Below are 17,732 nucleotides of genomic sequence, written 5' to 3' on the forward strand. Positions count from 1 at the left end.
GGTTACATGCTCAGTCGTCAATTAGAAGTATCATTACGTTTGGCTGTTAGCATGGCTCGTCAAAAGAGACATGAGTTTCTTACAGTTGAACATTTATTATTAGCACTACTCGACAACGATTCAGCCGTGAATGCATTAAAAGCATGTGGGGCTGATATAGTTTCTTTGCGTAAAGAATTAGAAGAATATGTAGAACAACATACTCCTAAGCTTGGCGAAAATAGCGAGCAAGCTCCTCATCCAACAGAAAGTTTCGACCGCATTTTGCAACGTGCTATTTTTCACGTGCAATCAAGTGGCGGCGATCGTACTGTTGAAGGTGCAGATGTTTTGGTCGCAATGTATTCAGAGCGTGATTCTTTTGCTGTGTATTTACTTAAACGTCATCAAATCAATCGCTTGACATTGACTCAATACTTGTCTCATGGGACACGTAAAGACGAAGTACAAGTTGAAGAAGAAGTTGAAGATATTGAAGGTGAAACTAGCGCAAGCAATGCAGGGCCACTTGAGCTTTATACGCTGAATCTAAATGTTGAAGCGCAAAAAGGCAAAACTGACCCGTTGATTGGTCGTGAAAAAGAAATTGAGCGTACAGCACAAATTCTGTGCCGCCGTCGCAAAAACAATCCATTGCTTGTGGGTGATCCAGGTGTGGGTAAAACCTCGATTGCTGAAGGTTTGGCATGGTTAATTGTGAATGGTAAAGCACCTAAACCTTTAAGTCAGGCCGAAATCTATAGTCTGGACATTGGCGCATTAGTTGCTGGAACGAAATATCGTGGTGACTTTGAAAAACGTTTAAAGCAATTGCTTAATGCATTGAAGAAAAATCCAAATGCGATTTTATTCATTGATGAGATTCATATGATCATTGGTGCAGGCTCAAGTATGGGCAGCACAATGGATGCATCAAATCTTATTAAGCCAGCTTTAGCTAATGGTACTTTACGTTGTATTGGTTCAACGACTTTCCAAGAATATCGTCAGGTTTTTGAAAAAGACCATGCGTTATCTCGTCGTTTCCAAAAGATTGATGTCAATGAGCCAAGTATTGCTGAAACGATTGATATTTTACGTGGATTGAAAACTAAGTTTGAAGATTTCCACCACGTACAATATGACGATAAGGCTTTGGTATCAGCTGTAGAGCTTTCTGCTAAATTCATTAATGATCGTTTCTTGCCAGATAAGGCAATTGATGTCATTGATGAAGCAGGTGCTCAACGCCGTTTGAAAGCTGAAACTGATGATAGCTTGATTACCGTAGAGAATATCGAAGATATCGTTTCTAAGATTGCTCGTATTCCACCAAAAACTGTGTCTAAAGATGATAAATCAGTGCTTGAAAATCTTGAGCGTGATTTGAAACGTGTGGTGTTTGGTCAAGATGAAGCAATTACTGCATTAGGTTCAGCGATCAAGTTATCTCGTGCTGGATTAAAATCACCAGATAAACCAGTAGGTAGTTTTGTTTTTGCTGGCCCAACTGGTGTAGGTAAAACTGAGGTTACTAAGCAGCTCGCTAAATTATTAGGTGTAGAGCTTGTACGTTTCGATATGTCTGAATATATGGAACGTCATGCAGTTTCACGCTTAATTGGTGCACCTCCAGGGTATGTGGGTTATGACCAAGGTGGTTTGCTTACTGATGCGATTCATAAAAATCCGCATTGTGTCTTGTTGCTTGATGAGATTGAGAAAGCACATCCAGATGTGTTTAATCTATTGCTACAAATCATGGATCATGGCGCTTTAACGGATAATAATGGACGTAAGTCAGACTTTAGAAATGTGATTATTGTTCTGACTACGAATATTGGAGCGGAAAGTATTTCTCGCGCGAGCATTGGTTTTACGGAACAAGATCATAGTTCTGACAACCAAGAAGCGATGAAACGTGCTTTCTCACCAGAGTTCCGTAACCGTTTAGATGGCGTTATTCAATTCAAAGCATTGCCAACAACTGTGATTGAGTCTGTAGTCGACAAATTCTTAACAGAATTGCAAGCACAATTGGATGAAAAACAAGTTGTTCTTGATGTCGATCAAAGTGCACGAGATTGGTTAGCTACAAATGGTTATGATCGTTTGATGGGTGCTCGTCCAATGCAACGTCTCATTCAAGAACACTTGAAGAAACCACTCGCTGAAATGATTCTGTTTGGTGAACTTGCAGATCATGGTGGTAACGTGGCTGTATCGGTGAAAAAAGAAGATGGCAAAGCTGTCGGCTTAAAACTTGAAGTGTTTGAAGATCATCATACGGCAGAACCAGCATAACTTATGTTAATTGATAGTCTTGCTATAACCCGAATACTCAGTGTATTCGGGTTATTTATTATCACGGCAATTGCTGAAATTCTTGGTTGTTATTTTCCTTATCTGATTTTAAAAGAGGGTAAGTCGGCTTGGCTGTGGCTACCTACGGTCTTAAGTCTGGCTATCTTTGTATGGTTGTTGACTTTACATCCGGCAGCTTCTGGGCGCATTTATGCGGCCTATGGCGGTATCTATATTTTTACTGCGCTTATGTGGCTACGCTTTGTTGATCAGGTGGGATTAACAAGATGGGATATATTAGGTGGTCTAATTGTGCTTTGTGGAGCTGGTTTAATTATTTTGCAACCTCAAGGGTTGATTCGTTAATGCATCATTGAATCAAATCTTAAGCGAGAAAATAAGAAGTTTTTTTCAAAAAAAAGACTTGTCAAACTCATCAACAATGCGTATTTTAGATTTAAGGAACATTTTTTAATATTTGAGATAAAGATGTTAAATCAATCTGTGAACACTAACGCTTATTATTACTTTTGGCAATTTAGATAGTTGCCTGAGCGTATTCGGGCATGAGAAAGTTGCCCATCACAGTTAATACCTGATCGGCAACCCCGATCAGGTTTTTTTATGCTTTATCTTTTTAGAATCGAGGAACTTAAAATGAACAACATGACTTATTCGTACTTTAGCAACTTTTATTGGTTTTACTTTTGCTTACCTTTACCAACGAATAGATCCAAAACGCTCAAATAAATGATCGGACTGAGTAGATTGCAGTCCCAAGGAAAAAACCAATGAATGCCCTAAATACTTTACTGACTCAAACCAATACAAAAGAAACACCAGTTAGTTTACCTATCCAGTTAAAAGCGAAATACCCGCTTGCACACTCTTTCGCACGTCAAATTGCCGAACACCGCCAAATTATTCAAAATATTCTTAACGGCAAAGATCATCGTCTAATGGTAATTACAGGGCCTTGTTCAATTCATGATCCAGTTGCAGTACTTGAATACGCTGAAAAACTGCAAAAATTACAAGAAAAAGTTAAAGATCAGATTTTTATCGTGATGCGTACATACATTGAAAAACCACGTACCACAGTTGGTTGGAAAGGGTTCATGTATGATCCAAATTTAGATGGTTCATCAAATTTACAACTTGGTTTAGAAAAGTCTCGTGAACTCTACCTACAGATTATTGAAAAGGGTTTGCCAATTGCGAGTGAAATTTTAAGTCCAATGGCAACTGGCTATTTTGATGATTTATTGGCTTGGGGTGCAATTGGTGCTCGCACAAGCGAATCTCAGATTCACCGTGAAATCTCAAGTCATATGCCATACAGTATTGGTTTCAAGAATGGTACTGATGGTTCTATTCAGATTGCACTAGATGCGATTCAATCCGCGCAAAATGAACATCAATTTTTAGGAATGAATCAACAAGGCTTGCCTTCAGTGATTCAGAGTGCTGGAAATCCATTACCTCACTTGATCTTGCGTGGTGCGAATCATGGGCCAAATTACGATTTGGCTTCAATTCAGGCGATACGCGAAAAGTACAATCAAAATTTACCTGCACTGGTGATTGATTGTAGTCATGGTAACAGCGGTAAGGATCCATTGCGTCAGCCAGAAGTTTTACAGCAAATCGTTGCTGAACGTTTAAAAACACAAGTTCGAGGTGTCATGATTGAAAGTCATTTGGTTGATGGTAACCAAAAGATTTCTTGTGATATGACTTATGGCCAGTCAGTAACTGATGGTTGTTTAGGGTGGGAAAAAACAGAGCAGCTCTTATTAAATGTCTCGAAGCAATTAAAGACAAAAGAATTAGCTCATTCCGCTTAATTATTTATGGGCTTTAAAAAGGGATCTGTAAATAGATCCCTTTGTTTTTTAAGAAGCATGTTTGAGTTCGGATAGGAATGTATTGATTTCATGTCCAAACTTTTTGGGTTCAGTTAATAAAGGTGTATGGCCTGAACGTTCAAAATATATTGCTTTTGCATGCTCAACGCTATGTGCAATTAGTGTCTGACCAGTTTCTGGATAAAGTGTCGAATTGCGACCAATAAAGAAAGTGGTAGGACATGCTAACTGCTGAATTGCTTCTCGATAATCTTCATTATGATAAAGATAGTTTTCAACATACCAAAACAAGTAATCTAAACGTTGAATAGGTAATAAATATTTTTGTAGAAAAGGCTGTTTTAAAGCTGTTTTAAAAACTAGTGGACTAAATGGATTGCTACTTTGTAACTCAATAAAATCTACCCATAGACGGACTAGTTCTTGTCGATCTGGAAGTGATAGCTCATAAAGGTATTTGGCATTTTTATGCTTTGCTAATAATTGATAGATATCATTTAATAATTGTTTGAACTGGGTGTGAAGAGGACCGAATAAACCATATTCCCAAGTCGAATCTACTGATATTTTTGGTGTCTGATCAATATGTAAATAGGCTTTTAACTGCTGTGCCAGTTGCGCATGTTTCATGCCATGCATGGCAGTTGTTGCGCCCATTGAATAACCCATCAAGATAAAGTTATCAAGTTTTAATTGATCTATTAAATGAGCAACATCTTGCCAATGACTAGAAATGGCATCTTGCTCGGGAATTGCACAATTCTTTGATCCACCGAAACCACGCCAGTCTGGAATAATAAACTCATATTCTTTGCGGTTTGCATAAATAAACGGTAGCCACTGCCAACTTTGCATGCCAAGGCCAGATAAAACCAAAACAGGCTCACCACGACCAACACGGCGTACAAATAAATTTTCCCGATCGGGCATGGTGTAATACGGCATGGCTATTCTCCAGATGGGTTATCTTGGGCAAAGCGTTTTAATTGAGGGATGACTTGTTCCAACCATTTGATCCATTCACTTTCCATCGTAATTCCAAGTTCTAAGATCATTTTGTGGATGTATAACACACGGTCATTTAGATCATCGCTGTCTTTAAAATCTTTATCATAAATACTTTGATAAAGTTTGAGCTTCTCTTGATGTAAACCAAGATGCCTTAACAGTTCAGGTAATATCTGATTATTGCTCAATTGTGCTTCTGCACGCAATCTAACCATTAAATCATCACGAAGCTGTGCAGGTTCACTTTGTTGCGTCATCCATGAGGCTAGTTCTATACGACCCAGTTGTTCGACCTGATAGGTTTTTTTTCGGCCATTATCCATTTCATTTTCTAAAGTGGAAACCCAGCCTTTTTTAAGCATGTTATTGAGTTCACGATAAATTTGCTGGTGAGTGGCATTCCAGAAAAAGCCCATTGAGCGGTCAAAGCGGCGGGCAAGTTCAAACCCTGTACTTGGACGTTCAAGCAAGCTGGTCAATAAAACATGAGGAAGTGACATGGCAATCCAGTTTGTAAGCAAAAGTAAAGTGTGACTCATGAGATTATGCAACATGTTGCATAAAAGTCAAAATTTGATTATAAATTTATGCAACAAGTTGCATTAGCAAGCTTATTGCTAGCCATAGGAGAAAATATGTCAGCTTATCCACATTTATTAAAGCCACTTGATTTAGGCTTTACTACTTTAAAAAACCGTGTGCTTATGGGGTCGATGCACATTGGATTAGAAGAAGCACCGCAAGGATATGAGCGCATGGCTGCGTTTTATGCTGAGCGTGCAAAAGGTGATGTGGGTTTAATTGTAACTGGCGGTGTTTCTCCAAATGATGATGGTGTTGTATTTAGCCATGGGACCAAACTAGATACAGTTGAAGAAGCTGAAAAACATAAAGTGATTACCCAAGCTGTTCATGAAGCTGGGGGTAAAATTGCTATGCAGATTTTACATACGGGTCGTTATTCTTATCAGGCAAATAACGTTGCACCTTCAGCAATTCAAGCCCCTATTAACCCGATTAAGCCTAAAGCTTTAAGTTCTGCCGAAGTACAACAAACCATTGATGACTTTGCTAACTGCGCCAAACTTGCTCAGTATGCGGGCTATGATGGCGTAGAAATCATGGGGTCTGAAGGTTATTTAATTAATGAATTTATTGCAGCTCGAACGAATCATCGTGATGATGAATGGGGCGGTAGTTACGAAAATCGTATCCGCTTTCCAATTGAAATTGTAAAGCGCACGCGTGCTTTAGTTGGTGAAAATTTTATCATCATTTATCGCCTATCTATGCTTGATTTAGTTGAAGGTGGTTCAAGTTTTGATGAAGTGATTCAGCTTGCAAAAGAAATTGAAAAAGCAGGCGCAACAATTATCAATACAGGTATTGGCTGGCATGAGGCACGTATTCCTACAATTGCAACCAAAGTTCCTCGTGCTGCATTTACTTGGGTAACTGAAAAACTTAAAGGTGAAGTCTCTATCCCTTTAATTACTTCTAACCGAATCAATACGCCTGAAATAGCTGAACATGTATTGGCATCTGGTCATGCTGATATGGTGTCTATGGCACGACCAATGTTAGCGGATGCTGAATTTGTCTTGAAAGCAAGTGAAGGCCGTAGTGATGAAATTAATACGTGTATTGGGTGCAACCAAGCTTGTTTAGATCATATTTTCTCAATGAAAATTGCAACTTGTTTAGTAAACCCGCGTGCATGTTATGAAACTGAGCTGATCTTTAAAGAAGCTCAGGTTAAAAAGAATATTGCTGTTATTGGCGCGGGTCCGGCAGGTTTAAGTTTTGCGGTATATGCAGCTGATCGCGGGCATCAAGTTAAAATTTTTGAAGCAAGTCATCAAATTGGTGGTCAGTTTAATATTGCAAAAACAGTTCCTGGAAAAGAAGAGTTCTACGAAACTTTACGCTACTTTAGTCGTCAAATTGAATTGCGACCAAACATTGAACTTGTGTTAAACCATCAAGCAACTTACGAAGAATTAAGCCAAGCAAATTTTGATGAAATTGTGGTTGCAACAGGTGTAACACCTCGTCAATTACAGTTTGAGGGAATTGATCATCCTAAAGTGCTGAGCTATTTACAAGTTCTAAAAGAGCGTGTGCCAGTAGGACAACGTGTTGCCATTATTGGTGCAGGTGGTATTGGTTTCGACACAGCTGAATATCTTACTCACGAAGGTGAAAGTGGCAGTTTAAATCCAGAAAAGTTCTATGAAGAATGGGGAATCGATACTCAATATGAGCATGTTGGTGGTTTAAAACAACCAAAAGTTGAGGCATCTGAACGAGAAATTTATTTACTGCAACGTAAAACTGCTGCTGTAGGCGCTGGTTTAGGTAAAACAACAGGCTGGATTCATCGCACAGGGCTAAAAAATCGTCAGGTCAAAATGTTTGCTGGTGTGCAATACGACAAGGTAGACGATCAAGGCTTACATATAACTATAGATGGAAAACCAAGTGTACTTGAGGTTGACCATGTGGTGATTTGTGCAGGCCAAGAGTCATTTACTGCAATGTATGATCAATTAAAAACAGATGGAAAAAATGTTCATTTAATTGGTGGCGCTAAAGAGGCGGGTGAACTGGATGCAAAACGTGCAATACGCCAAGGCGCTGAATTAGCAGCGACACTATAAATTTTTATGGGCATTTCTTTTAAAGAGAAATGCCCGTTACTTCTTTGGTTAAATTATAGGATATAAAAACAATGACACTCGAAACAACAAAACAGTCTTTAGAAAAATGGCATGAAATGGTTCAGGCTGGTAACTTATCCGATCTAAATGACTTGCTGGCGGATGAAGTGGTTTTTCGCTCACCAGTTGCTTACAAACCTTATGAAGGCAAGCAGGTTGTTTTCTTCATTCTTACCAATGTGATTCAGGTGTTCGAAGACTTTACTTATCATCGTGAGTTCTATACAGAAGACGGTGAAAATGTAGTGCTTGAGTTCAGTGCCAATGTCAGTGGTAAATCATTAAAAGGTATTGATATGATTCGTTTTAATGAACAAGGTAAAATTATTGATTTTGAAGTAATGATTCGTCCAATGAGTGGCTTAGCGGCATTGGCTGAACAAATGGGTATAAGAATTGCTAAGTTTCAATCTCAATAATTTTAGTAAATAGCCTAAGTAAGATAGAGATCAATAAAATGTGGTTAAAGCTTTCAACTCTAGCATTGCTTCCTGTACTGTTTGTACAGGGAGCAAAGGTTCGTAAGAATACGCCACGCTTGCTAGAAGCCAGTGGTGAGAGACAAGGCATCGTGGGCAAGGGAAGACCTCTATCATTACTTATTTTAGGAGACTCTGCCGCAGCAGGTGTTGGCGTAGAAACCCAAAAAGATGCTTTATCTGGTGCAATTATTTCTGAGTTGCAAGATCAATATTCGATACGCTGGAAACTGCATGCAAAAACAGGTGATACAACTAAGCAGGTTTTTCAAGCAGTACAGCATTTAGAGCAACAAAATTATGATGTGGTGGTTACGTCGATTGGTGTTAATGATGTCACGAAACTAACCTCAGCAAGTTCATGGATAAAACAACAAAAACAATTATTTCAATCTATACAGGCACGTTTTCAGCCAAAGCTCATTATTGTTTCTGGTATTCCGCCAATGCAGCATTTTCCAGCGTTACCGAATCCATTGGCTTGGTTGTTTGGAAAATATGCGGAACAAATGAATCAGGTACTAGATAAGTGGTTAGAATCACAAAACCAATTTAAGTTCATTCAATATGATATTGAGCATTTTCAAGCGATGAATCTGCCTATGGCAAGTGATGGCTTTCATCCGAGTAAGGAAATTTATGCAATTTGGGGACAACAGGTTGCAGCATTAGTGCGGCAATCATTTAACTCATAATCAGAGGTAGTGATTGGAAATGGGCATATCTACTTTAAATAAAATTAAACCTTTCGGTTCAGAATTGTTCGATTCGGTATTAGGTGCTGAACAGCCAAAAATCTATTATGACCCAAATGGGAAAATAAAAGATATTCTGGAGAAATTGCCCCAGCTCAAGCAAAAATATCGGCCCACACCGTGGTTGAGCAACAATCACGTTCATCTTTTGTATTTTGATATCATTAGAAAAAAAACTATCAAACTTGAATATGACCGTATTGATCAGCTCACCATGAAAGATGGTGGCGTAACTGCGATCGCGTGGTATGGCTATGATCTTCCTCCAGATACTCCAACAGTTGTCATTATGCATACCATTACAGGAACACCTGAAAGTATGCGTGAACTTGTGAAAGACATACATCATTATACGGGATGGAGAATAGCACTATGCTTACGCCGTGGGCATGCTGGATTACCTATGCCTGTGCCACAGATTTCTCTTTTTGGGTCAACAAGCGATCTTAAAGAGCAACTTGAGCATATTCAAAATTTGTTTCCTAAATCGGATTTATACGCCGTAGGTTCCTCTGCTGGGACAGGGCTGCTGGTTCGCTACTTAGGAGAGCAAGGTACTGACACGCCATTTAAAGCTGCTTTTGCAATGTGTCCAGGCTACAACACAGAGATTGGCTTTAAAAATGTTCATCCGTTTTATAGCAAAATGATGACCAAAAAGTTATTCAAGTATTTTATTCATCCTTATCAAAATACATGGAACCAACTTTCTTCTATTGAAAAAGTTCTGGCGACCACAAGTCTGGAAGAGTTTGAGAAAGAATATTTTGAAATGGCTGGCTTTGAAGATTATCAAAGCTATTGCCAAGCCATTAATCCAATTTATGTATTTGAGAATGTCAAAATACCATTAATGATTCTTAACGCTGAAGATGATCCTGTCTGTTCTATTAAAAATTTGGAACCTTACAAAGAAACGATTCAGCAAATGAGTAATATTGCGGTAATCACCACAAAAAAAGGAAGTCATTGTGGCTTCTATGAAGGTTGGAAAAGTACATCATGGGCTGCCAAATTAATATCAAATTATTTTTTGGTCGAACATAAGCAATAACGATAACTTTGCAATAAGTTAAATAAAGCCCATTCAATAGATGGGCTTTATAATTTTATTAGATCAAGATAAAAGCAATTTAGGATCTTTTAGTCCAATTTTGATTTTTGTGCTAGCCACGAGGTCTTTTTCATCTGTTTGGTTGGGGTGAAAGTCAAAGCGATAATAATCAAAAAATTGAGGGATCAATGTTCTATATTGTTTATTCGCAAAGCTAAAGAACTTACGCCAAGATTTGAAATTTAAGAGTTGATGATCCCGTTTCATAAGAACAAATTGATAAATTGTTGAAAAACCGGTAATCAAAAATAGACTTAAAGTAAAAACTGTAATGCGAGGAAGGTATGCGCTTAAGCCGCTTCCATATAAATGTTGATAGAGATCAAAAGCCACAGCTTTATGTTCAGTTTCTTCAATACTATGCCATAGCCATAAATTGCGAATAGTTGAGTCTGTCATCAATTCATTAACGGATTGCATCATGCTAACCACAAGTACTGCTGTGTAGTGTTCTAGACCTACTGTTACAAGCAAATTCCATTTTTTACTAAAAACTTTTTCAATAGTTTTTAAAACGATACCAGTTACTTTTTCTAAAGATTGAGGATCTAAACCATATTGCTGTGCACTTACATGAAAAGCATGATGTTCTTTTGAGTGCATTGCTTCTTGGCCAATAAACGCACTGATTTCCCGATCTAAAATTTCATTCGACTTTGCTTTGGCGCGTAAAGCTCGAACAGAGCGAACAAAATATGATTCACCTTCAGGGAACAATGTAGATAAACCCGTAAAATAATGTGTAAAAGTAGGCTCGTTATTACACCAGTAGCGAGGTACATTTTCAAAATTATAGTCCATACGACGGACTGGAAATGAGGCGGGGACACGATTTGATACAGTATTCATTCTAAGCTCCAATCTTCTTTTAATTAAAGTTCCAAAAAGGAACTTGTTAAAAAACTACATCGCTCTAAATTTATCGTCAATGTTTTTTGAGGTGAAAAAAGTAGATTGTCCCTAATTGATATCTAGGGAAACTTTAAAGATAAAATGCGAAGAAAAAGTAAAACTGATTATTAAATTTAATAATACTTAAAAGCCCAAATTGATGGTTCAATTTGGGCATATGTGTTTACGAACTTAGTTTTTAAGCGCTGGAGTAGCAGCAGCAATTGCAGCAGCAACAGCATCATCTTCAGTTTGAGATGGTTCGGCTGGTTTTGACTGAACCTTTTCAGGTTTTGGCTCTGCTTTTGGCTCAGGCTTAGGTTCAGGTTTTGGTTTCGGCTCTGCTTTAGGTTGCTCAGAAACTGTTGTTTGTGAATTTTGATCAGGTTGAGTAGGGCGAGTTTCACGGCGAATTTCAGTTGTCGTATTCGCTGTTTCTTCACGATGAACTTCAACTTGCGTTGGTTCCTGAGTTTGAGCTTCTTCAGTTTGAACACTTTCTAAAGACTCAAATTTTGCAGGTTCAGCAGGTGTAGGTTCTGAAACAGCAGTTTCAACCTTTTCTTGCTCTTCTTCTTTAGGTGTTTCTTTTTTGACACATGCGGTTAACAATAGTCCAGCTGCAATTGCAGCACAGATTAAAAGTTTTTTATTTGCCATTGTCCTAAACAACATTTAATTGAGGAGTTGGCATTATAACAGCAAAAGAGAATGAAAAAATCATGTGAGATTGACCTAAATTTTTATTAAAAATGCTGATAGAATAGCCAGTTGTTTAATGATCTTTGAATTGATGCGGTTTGACTTTGCTTTATAGGGGCAGAGTACAGTAAAATTGCCAAACATTGTAGGCCGATTTCGGCTTGATTGTACGAGAAACTTAATGACCCATTTTATTTTTGTCACTGGTGGTGTAGTTTCATCGCTAGGTAAAGGTATTTCTGCTGCTTCAGTTGCTGCACTTTTGGAAGCCCGTGGCTTAAAAGTCACAATGGTTAAAATGGATCCCTACATTAATGTCGATCCAGGGACAATGAGCCCTTTCCAACATGGTGAAGTTTTTGTCACAGAGGATGGTGCCGAAACTGATCTAGACTTGGGTTATTACGAACGTTTCTTACGTCGTGCGAAAATGACCAAACTTAATAACTTTACCAGTGGTCGTGTATATCAGGACGTTTTAAATAAAGAACGTCGTGGTGACTACCTTGGTGGTACAGTTCAAGTTATTCCTCATATTACTGACAACATTAAAGAACGTGTACTTCGCGCAGGTGAAGGCTACGATGTTGCTATTGTAGAAATTGGCGGTACGGTAGGTGATATTGAATCACTTCCATTTATGGAGTCAGTTCGTCAGTTAATGGTTGAGCTTGGTCATAAAAGAACCATGCTTATGCATTTAACTTTGTTGCCATATATCAAATCTGCAGCAGAGCTTAAGACAAAACCAACTCAACACTCTGTTAAAGAGTTGCTTTCGATTGGTATTCAGCCAGATATTCTTATCTGCCGTACTGAATATGATGTGGATGTTGATACTAAACGCAAAATTGCATTGTTCACTAACGTAGAAGCGCGTGCTGTAGTGGTATGTAAAGATGCGAAAACGATTTATCAAATTCCACGTACATTCTATGAACAAAACGTTGATGACTTGATCTGTGAGCGTTTTGGATTTAATGATCTTCCAGAAGCAAACCTAGAAGATTGGGACAATGTAGTCGAAGCATTACTAAATCCTGAATACACTTTACGTGTAGCTATGGTTGGTAAATATGTTGAATTACCAGATGCTTATAAGTCTGTGAATGAAGCGTTATTACACGCAGGTATTAAAAATCGCGTAAAAGTACAAATCGATTATGTCAACGCTGAAGAACTTGAAAGCCAAGACGTATCTATTTTAAGTACAGCTGACGCAATTTTAGTTCCAGGTGGTTTTGGTGAACGTGGTACTGAAGGCAAAATGAAAGCTATTCAATACGCACGTGAAAACAAAATCCCATTCTTGGGTATTTGTTTAGGCATGCAATTGGCTGTTATTGAATACGCTCGCCATGTTGCAGGTATGCCAGAAGCTTCTTCTACAGAATTTAACCGCTCTACAAAATATCCACTCATTGGTTTAATTACTGAATGGTTAGATGAGCGTGGTGAATTACAACAACGCAGCCTTGAGTCTGACTTAGGTGGAACTATGCGTTTAGGTGCTCAAAAATCTGAATTGGTTGAAGGCACAAAAACACGTGAAGTCTACGGTAAAGCTGAAATCACTGAGCGTCATCGTCACCGTTATGAAATGAATAACCGTTTCATCGAGTCGATTGAACAAGCTGGTATGAAGATTTCAGGTTACTCTTCAGCACAACATTTAGTTGAAACTGTAGAAATTCCTGAACATCCTTGGTTTATTGCTGTACAATTCCACCCGGAATTTACAAGTTCACCACGTGATGGACATCCATTATTTGCTAGTTTTATTGATGCTGCAAAAACACAGCATCAAAAAAGTAAATAATGCGATTTTAAATAAACTGGGAAAGTTTAAATGTCACAATTAAAACCACAAGAAGTTGTACGTTTAGGCGATATACAAATGGCAAATCATTTGCCATTTGTATTATTTGGCGGAATGAACGTACTTGAATCAAAAGATTTAGCTTTTGAAATTGCAGAAACGTATGTTGATATTTGCAAACGCTTAGATATTCCTTATGTATTTAAAGCGAGTTTCGATAAAGCAAATCGTTCTAGTCTGCATTCATTCCGTGGTCCTGGACTTGAAAAAGGTATCGAATGGTTAGGTGATATTAAAAAACATTTTAATGTTCCTATCATTACTGATGTGCATGAGCCATATCAGGCTGCACCAGTTGCAGAAGTAGCCGATATTATTCAATTACCCGCTTTCTTAAGTCGTCAGACTGATCTTGTCGAAGCGATGGCAAAAACACAGGCTATTATTAATATTAAGAAAGCCCAGTTTTTAGCACCTCATGAAATGCGTCATATCCTGCATAAATGTTTAGAAGCAGGAAACGACAAACTTATTCTTTGTGAACGTGGTTCAGCATTTGGTTATAACAATCTTGTTGTAGATATGCTTGGCTTTGACACAATGAAAGAAATGAATGTGCCAGTTTTCTTTGACGTGACACATGCGTTACAAACCCCTGGTGGTCGTTCTGATTCAGCAGGCGGTCGTCGTGCTCAAATTACAACTTTGGCACGCGCTGGAATGGCAACTGGTTTGGCTGGATTGTTCTTGGAAGGACACCCAGACCCAGAACATGCAAAATGTGATGGACCTTGTGCATTACGTATGTCGCAACTTGAACCGTTCTTAGCACAAATAAAAGAATTGGATACTTTAGTTAAAGGATTCAAGAAGTTAGACACCCATTGAGTTGTTTTATAACCCTTACGCTGCTTTAACCGCAGCTCATATTCATTCAAAGAGGAATTGTTCATGAGCCAAATCGTTGACATTCGTGCACGTGAAATTTTGGACTCTCGTGGTAACCCAACCATCGAAGCAGACGTAATTTTAGAATCTGGGGTTGTTGGTCGTGCATGTGCACCATCTGGTGCTTCAACTGGTTCTCGTGAAGCTTTAGAACTACGTGACGGTGATAAATCGCGTTACTTAGGTAAAGGCGTTCGTACAGCAGTTAATAACGTTAATACGTTAATTCGTGATGCTTTGTTGGGTAAATCAGTTTTTGAGCAAAAAGACATTGATAATACAATGATTGCGCTTGACGGAACTGAAAACAAAGAGAAATTAGGTGCTAACGCAACTTTAGCTGTGTCATTGGCTGCTGCGCGCGCTGCTGCTGAAGAAAAGAAACTTCCTCTTTTCCAATACATCGCAGATCTTCGTGGTCAAACAATTTTGACAATGCCTGTACCGATGATGAACATCTTAAATGGTGGTGAGCATGCGGACAACACTGTTGATATTCAAGAGTTCATGATTGAGCCTGTAGGTTTCACTTCATTTGCTGAAGCTTTACGTGCTGGTGCTGAAGTATTCCATTCTTTAAAATCAGTTTTAAAGAAACAAGGTTTGAATACTGCGGTAGGTGATGAAGGTGGTTTTGCTCCTAACTTACGTTCTAACGAAGAAGCAATTCAAATCATTTTACAAGCAATTGAATTGACTGGTTACAAAGCTGGTTCAGACATGATGCTTGCACTTGACTGCGCATCTTCAGAATTCTACAAAAACGGTCAATACGTTTTAGAAGGCGAAGGCAACCGTGCATTTACAAGCCATCAGTTTGCAGATTATTTAGCTGGCCTTGTAAATCAATATCCAATTATCTCAATCGAAGATGGTCTTGATGAGTCTGATTGGGAAGGCTGGAGCTACTTGACTTCAATCCTTGGTGATAAAATCCAATTGGTTGGTGATGACTTGTTCGTAACTAATCCTAAGATTTTACAACGTGGTATTGATGAAAAAGTTGGTAACTCAATCTTAATCAAATACAACCAGATCGGTACTTTGACTGAAACTTTAGATGCAATCTATCTTGCTAAAGCAAATGGTTATTCGACTGTTATTTCTCACCGTTCTGGTGAAACAGAAGATTCTACTATTGCTGACTTAGCAGTAGGTACAGCTGCTGGTCAAATCAAGACTGGTTCACTTTGCCGTTCTGACCGTGTGTCTAAGTACAACCAATTACTTCGTATTGAAGAATTGACTAAAGCTGCTTACCGCGGTAAAGCTGAATTTAAAGGTTTAAACTAATCTTTAAATAAAAAGTTAAAATTAATTTTTTAACATTTGAAGGTGCTATTTCCTGTTTTTAATAGGAAATAGCACCTTTTTTATTATCCTAATCGGCGTGTTTTTAAAGACTCAGCCCAACTGTGATGTTTGCAGCGGGTACATTCTTGATCGATTTTATTTAAAATTTTAGTTTCACCACACTTCATACATGAATAAAAAGTATTAATTTTCAGTACATCGGCTTTACGGTAGGCATCAGGGAATAGTGGCAAGCCCCATTTTACATCTTCATCCTCAAAATAAAGCAGACTGAGAATACCGTCCGACTCCAACAGGGCTGTTCTTACTTGTCCAAGGTGCTCAACATTTTGTTGACGCATTTCAGAGAAAAACTCATCATGAGAATATGATTGTTTTTGGAAATCTTTGTAGACTACAAGGCCATCCTTAACAATACAAAGTGCTTTTCCTTCAAGCAAATCTTCAATTTTTTTATGCTTTACCATACTCCATGTAGCAAAGCGATAAAGAAAAAGAATAACAACAAACGCGACGAAGGCATGGGCAATAGGTAAATCTTCGGTAAACATCGGGTCACCGGCGGCTGAACCTAAACATAAAATAATTGCGAGTTCAAAAAGGGAGAGCTGACGTATACCTCGTTTACCGGATAATCTTAAAAAACTAATAATGATGATGAACATTACGGTACATCGAACCAAAATTTCTAAAACAAATTTCCAAGTCGTGTCACCTATGAAAATATTAAAAAAATCCATTTTTTTCTCCTTATTAAAATAGTTAGAAGAGATCCTTATAAATTCTTAACAAAGTAAAAAATAAAAAAATATACTTTTTAGGTAGTTATTAGTTAAAAGCTCGAAATATATGTGACTTTTTATAAATTTATTTCAACTAATTCTCTACGAAGAAGTTTACTGTTGATAGCGTGACCAAGCTGATTTATTGCAAAGTAGATCTATTAAAAAGGTACTTTTACTTTATATGAGCTTGCATTTACATGAGAGATAAAAAATATAAAAGATATACTTTGTGAGTTATTTCTTATTATTAAATAAATTCTCCTTAAGAAAGGTATGACTATGAATATGATTAATAATCAAAAATTTATTATATTTAATAAGATAGTTTAACGACAATTAGAGGTATAGGGGATAGCATCTAAACGTTTTTGAAAAGCATGAGGATCCATAATATTTTTATACATTTGTTGATAGGTTTTTTTGTGATCTTCAATATTATGATAGTCGATAATTTCTTGGAGTTTGTCTTTGTATTCTATATGGCCAGCATTGAACATCGCTGCATAGTGTCCCCATAAAGCATATTGATATCGTAAAGCAGCTTTGGGGGTCAAATTTATCTCGGTTAAATAACTATTAGCAGTTTTTTCATAGCATTCTTTTATTTGATAAGGGTCTCTTTTCATTTTGCTTAAAAAAATACATTGCATCTCTTGTAGCTTTGAACTATCTGTTTTAGCTAGTATTTTTTCGGTAACACTATATGCTTCATTAAGACAACCTAAATGTACAAGTATTTTGCGTTTAGTTTTTAAAATATTTAGATTGTTCTCGTTAGAAGGTATCTTTTTCAATAAGTTTTTAAATCTTAAGTGAGCAGTTGTTTGGTCTTGTTCCGTGTTTAATTTATAAATAATTTCATTATATTCATGTATATAAGTATTATTTGGTTTGTGCTGCTTCTGATTGTCCTTCGTATTAATTATTTTAGAAGGACTATCATCAGTATGGTTATTACAAGCGCTCAAACCTAAGCTTACTAAAGAAAATGCTAAAACTTTATGCACTACAACTTGTACCTTTTATTCTCTCTTAAGAGGTTTGAG

16 protein-coding genes are annotated in these 17,732 nt (G+C 37.6%); 10 read left to right on the forward strand and 6 right to left on the reverse strand.

The window, feature by feature from the left end; all coding sequences use genetic code 11:
• Positions 1-6: 6 nt before the first annotated feature.
• The 3 genes from clpA (at position 7) to ACYU0V_RS07910 (ending at position 4,130) form a co-directional block, all read left to right on the forward strand.
• Positions 7-2,283, forward strand: a complete 2,277-nt coding sequence (clpA, locus tag ACYU0V_RS07900; protein ID WP_032036333.1) for an ATP-dependent Clp protease ATP-binding subunit ClpA — start codon at positions 7-9, stop codon at positions 2,281-2,283.
• A 3-nt stretch (positions 2,284-2,286) separates the two neighbouring features.
• On the forward strand, positions 2,287-2,649 hold the full coding sequence (locus ACYU0V_RS07905) for a YnfA family protein (RefSeq protein ID WP_005069026.1): 363 nt from the start codon (positions 2,287-2,289) through the stop codon (positions 2,647-2,649).
• 425 nt (positions 2,650-3,074) lie between these two features.
• Entirely contained in the window at positions 3,075-4,130 is a 1,056-nt protein-coding gene (locus ACYU0V_RS07910) for a 3-deoxy-7-phosphoheptulonate synthase (protein WP_461849671.1), read from the forward strand.
• A 48-nt stretch (positions 4,131-4,178) separates the two neighbouring features.
• On the opposite strand, the gene ACYU0V_RS07915 is transcribed toward ACYU0V_RS07910, so the two are convergent.
• Positions 4,179-5,096 (reverse strand): alpha/beta fold hydrolase, encoded by a 918-nt coding sequence (locus tag ACYU0V_RS07915; RefSeq protein ID WP_161282287.1) that lies wholly within the window; start codon positions 5,094-5,096, stop codon positions 4,179-4,181.
• Positions 5,097-5,098: 2 nt separating this feature from the next.
• Positions 5,099-5,659 carry a PadR family transcriptional regulator gene (locus ACYU0V_RS07920; RefSeq protein WP_005069032.1) on the reverse strand — a complete coding sequence of 187 codons (561 nt, stop codon included), beginning with the start codon at positions 5,657-5,659 and terminating at the stop codon, positions 5,099-5,101.
• A 135-nt stretch (positions 5,660-5,794) separates the two neighbouring features.
• Between ACYU0V_RS07920 and ACYU0V_RS07925 the strand changes: the two genes are divergently transcribed.
• From ACYU0V_RS07925 to ACYU0V_RS07940, 4 genes are all read left to right on the forward strand, one after another.
• Entirely contained in the window at positions 5,795-7,819 is a 2,025-nt protein-coding gene (locus tag ACYU0V_RS07925) for an oxidoreductase (protein ID WP_461849673.1), read from the forward strand.
• A 71-nt stretch (positions 7,820-7,890) separates the two neighbouring features.
• Positions 7,891-8,298: a nuclear transport factor 2 family protein gene (locus ACYU0V_RS07930; protein WP_461849675.1), complete on the forward strand. Its 408-nt coding sequence runs from the start codon at positions 7,891-7,893 to the stop codon at positions 8,296-8,298.
• A 38-nt stretch (positions 8,299-8,336) separates the two neighbouring features.
• Positions 8,337-9,053, forward strand: a complete 717-nt coding sequence (locus tag ACYU0V_RS07935) for an SGNH/GDSL hydrolase family protein (protein WP_461849676.1) — start codon at positions 8,337-8,339, stop codon at positions 9,051-9,053.
• A gap of 19 nt (positions 9,054-9,072) precedes the next feature.
• Entirely contained in the window at positions 9,073-10,167 is a 1,095-nt protein-coding gene (locus ACYU0V_RS07940; RefSeq protein WP_461849678.1) for a YheT family hydrolase, read from the forward strand.
• 63 nt (positions 10,168-10,230) lie between these two features.
• On the opposite strand, the gene ACYU0V_RS07945 is transcribed toward ACYU0V_RS07940, so the two are convergent.
• Positions 10,231-11,076 carry a metal-dependent hydrolase gene (locus ACYU0V_RS07945; RefSeq protein ID WP_025468387.1) on the reverse strand — a complete coding sequence of 282 codons (846 nt, stop codon included), beginning with the start codon at positions 11,074-11,076 and terminating at the stop codon, positions 10,231-10,233.
• A 234-nt stretch (positions 11,077-11,310) separates the two neighbouring features.
• On the reverse strand, positions 11,311-11,778 hold the full coding sequence (locus ACYU0V_RS07950; protein WP_086265557.1) for an internalin: 468 nt from the start codon (positions 11,776-11,778) through the stop codon (positions 11,311-11,313).
• Between the two features lie 223 nt (positions 11,779-12,001).
• Here ACYU0V_RS07950 and ACYU0V_RS07955 point away from each other — a divergent pair, with 223 nt between their 5' ends.
• From ACYU0V_RS07955 to eno, 3 genes are all read left to right on the forward strand, one after another.
• The gene (locus ACYU0V_RS07955; RefSeq protein ID WP_002121060.1) at positions 12,002-13,639 is read left to right on the forward strand and encodes a CTP synthase; all 1,638 of its coding nucleotides are present in this window, start codon (positions 12,002-12,004) and stop codon (positions 13,637-13,639) included.
• A gap of 30 nt (positions 13,640-13,669) precedes the next feature.
• The gene (gene kdsA / locus ACYU0V_RS07960) at positions 13,670-14,527 is read left to right on the forward strand and encodes a 3-deoxy-8-phosphooctulonate synthase (RefSeq protein ID WP_002121042.1); all 858 of its coding nucleotides are present in this window, start codon (positions 13,670-13,672) and stop codon (positions 14,525-14,527) included.
• Positions 14,528-14,590: 63 nt separating this feature from the next.
• Positions 14,591-15,880 (forward strand): phosphopyruvate hydratase, encoded by a 1,290-nt coding sequence (gene eno / locus ACYU0V_RS07965; RefSeq protein WP_002121066.1) that lies wholly within the window; start codon positions 14,591-14,593, stop codon positions 15,878-15,880.
• 83 nt (positions 15,881-15,963) lie between these two features.
• Here eno and ACYU0V_RS07970 read toward each other — a convergent pair whose 3' ends face one another.
• Positions 15,964-16,641, reverse strand: a complete 678-nt coding sequence (locus ACYU0V_RS07970) for a DUF421 domain-containing protein (protein ID WP_033847232.1) — start codon at positions 16,639-16,641, stop codon at positions 15,964-15,966.
• A gap of 371 nt (positions 16,642-17,012) precedes the next feature.
• On the reverse strand, positions 17,013-17,693 hold the full coding sequence (locus ACYU0V_RS07975; protein WP_461849681.1) for a hypothetical protein: 681 nt from the start codon (positions 17,691-17,693) through the stop codon (positions 17,013-17,015).
• Positions 17,694-17,732 lie beyond the last annotated feature (39 nt).

Source organism: Acinetobacter sp. X9 (assembly GCF_054889255.1).

Bases quoted from the DNA above. Each gene is read 5' to 3' on its own strand.
- clpA (WP_032036333.1), top strand. From the start codon at position 7: ATGCTCAGTCGTCAATTAGAAGTATCATTACGTTTGGCTGTTAGCATG.
- ACYU0V_RS07905 (WP_005069026.1), top strand. From the start codon at position 2,287: ATGTTAATTGATAGTCTTGCTATAACCCGAATACTCAGTGTATTCGGG.
- ACYU0V_RS07910 (WP_461849671.1), top strand. From the start codon at position 3,075: ATGAATGCCCTAAATACTTTACTGACTCAAACCAATACAAAAGAAACA.
- ACYU0V_RS07915 (WP_161282287.1), bottom strand. From the start codon at position 5,096: ATGCCGTATTACACCATGCCCGATCGGGAAAATTTATTTGTACGCCGT.
- ACYU0V_RS07920 (WP_005069032.1), bottom strand. From the start codon at position 5,659: ATGTCACTTCCTCATGTTTTATTGACCAGCTTGCTTGAACGTCCAAGT.
- ACYU0V_RS07925 (WP_461849673.1), top strand. From the start codon at position 5,795: ATGTCAGCTTATCCACATTTATTAAAGCCACTTGATTTAGGCTTTACT.
- ACYU0V_RS07930 (WP_461849675.1), top strand. From the start codon at position 7,891: ATGACACTCGAAACAACAAAACAGTCTTTAGAAAAATGGCATGAAATG.
- ACYU0V_RS07935 (WP_461849676.1), top strand. From the start codon at position 8,337: ATGTGGTTAAAGCTTTCAACTCTAGCATTGCTTCCTGTACTGTTTGTA.
- ACYU0V_RS07940 (WP_461849678.1), top strand. From the start codon at position 9,073: ATGGGCATATCTACTTTAAATAAAATTAAACCTTTCGGTTCAGAATTG.
- ACYU0V_RS07945 (WP_025468387.1), bottom strand. From the start codon at position 11,076: ATGAATACTGTATCAAATCGTGTCCCCGCCTCATTTCCAGTCCGTCGT.
- ACYU0V_RS07950 (WP_086265557.1), bottom strand. From the start codon at position 11,778: ATGGCAAATAAAAAACTTTTAATCTGTGCTGCAATTGCAGCTGGACTA.
- ACYU0V_RS07955 (WP_002121060.1), top strand. From the start codon at position 12,002: ATGACCCATTTTATTTTTGTCACTGGTGGTGTAGTTTCATCGCTAGGT.
- kdsA (WP_002121042.1), top strand. From the start codon at position 13,670: ATGTCACAATTAAAACCACAAGAAGTTGTACGTTTAGGCGATATACAA.
- eno (WP_002121066.1), top strand. From the start codon at position 14,591: ATGAGCCAAATCGTTGACATTCGTGCACGTGAAATTTTGGACTCTCGT.
- ACYU0V_RS07970 (WP_033847232.1), bottom strand. From the start codon at position 16,641: ATGGATTTTTTTAATATTTTCATAGGTGACACGACTTGGAAATTTGTT.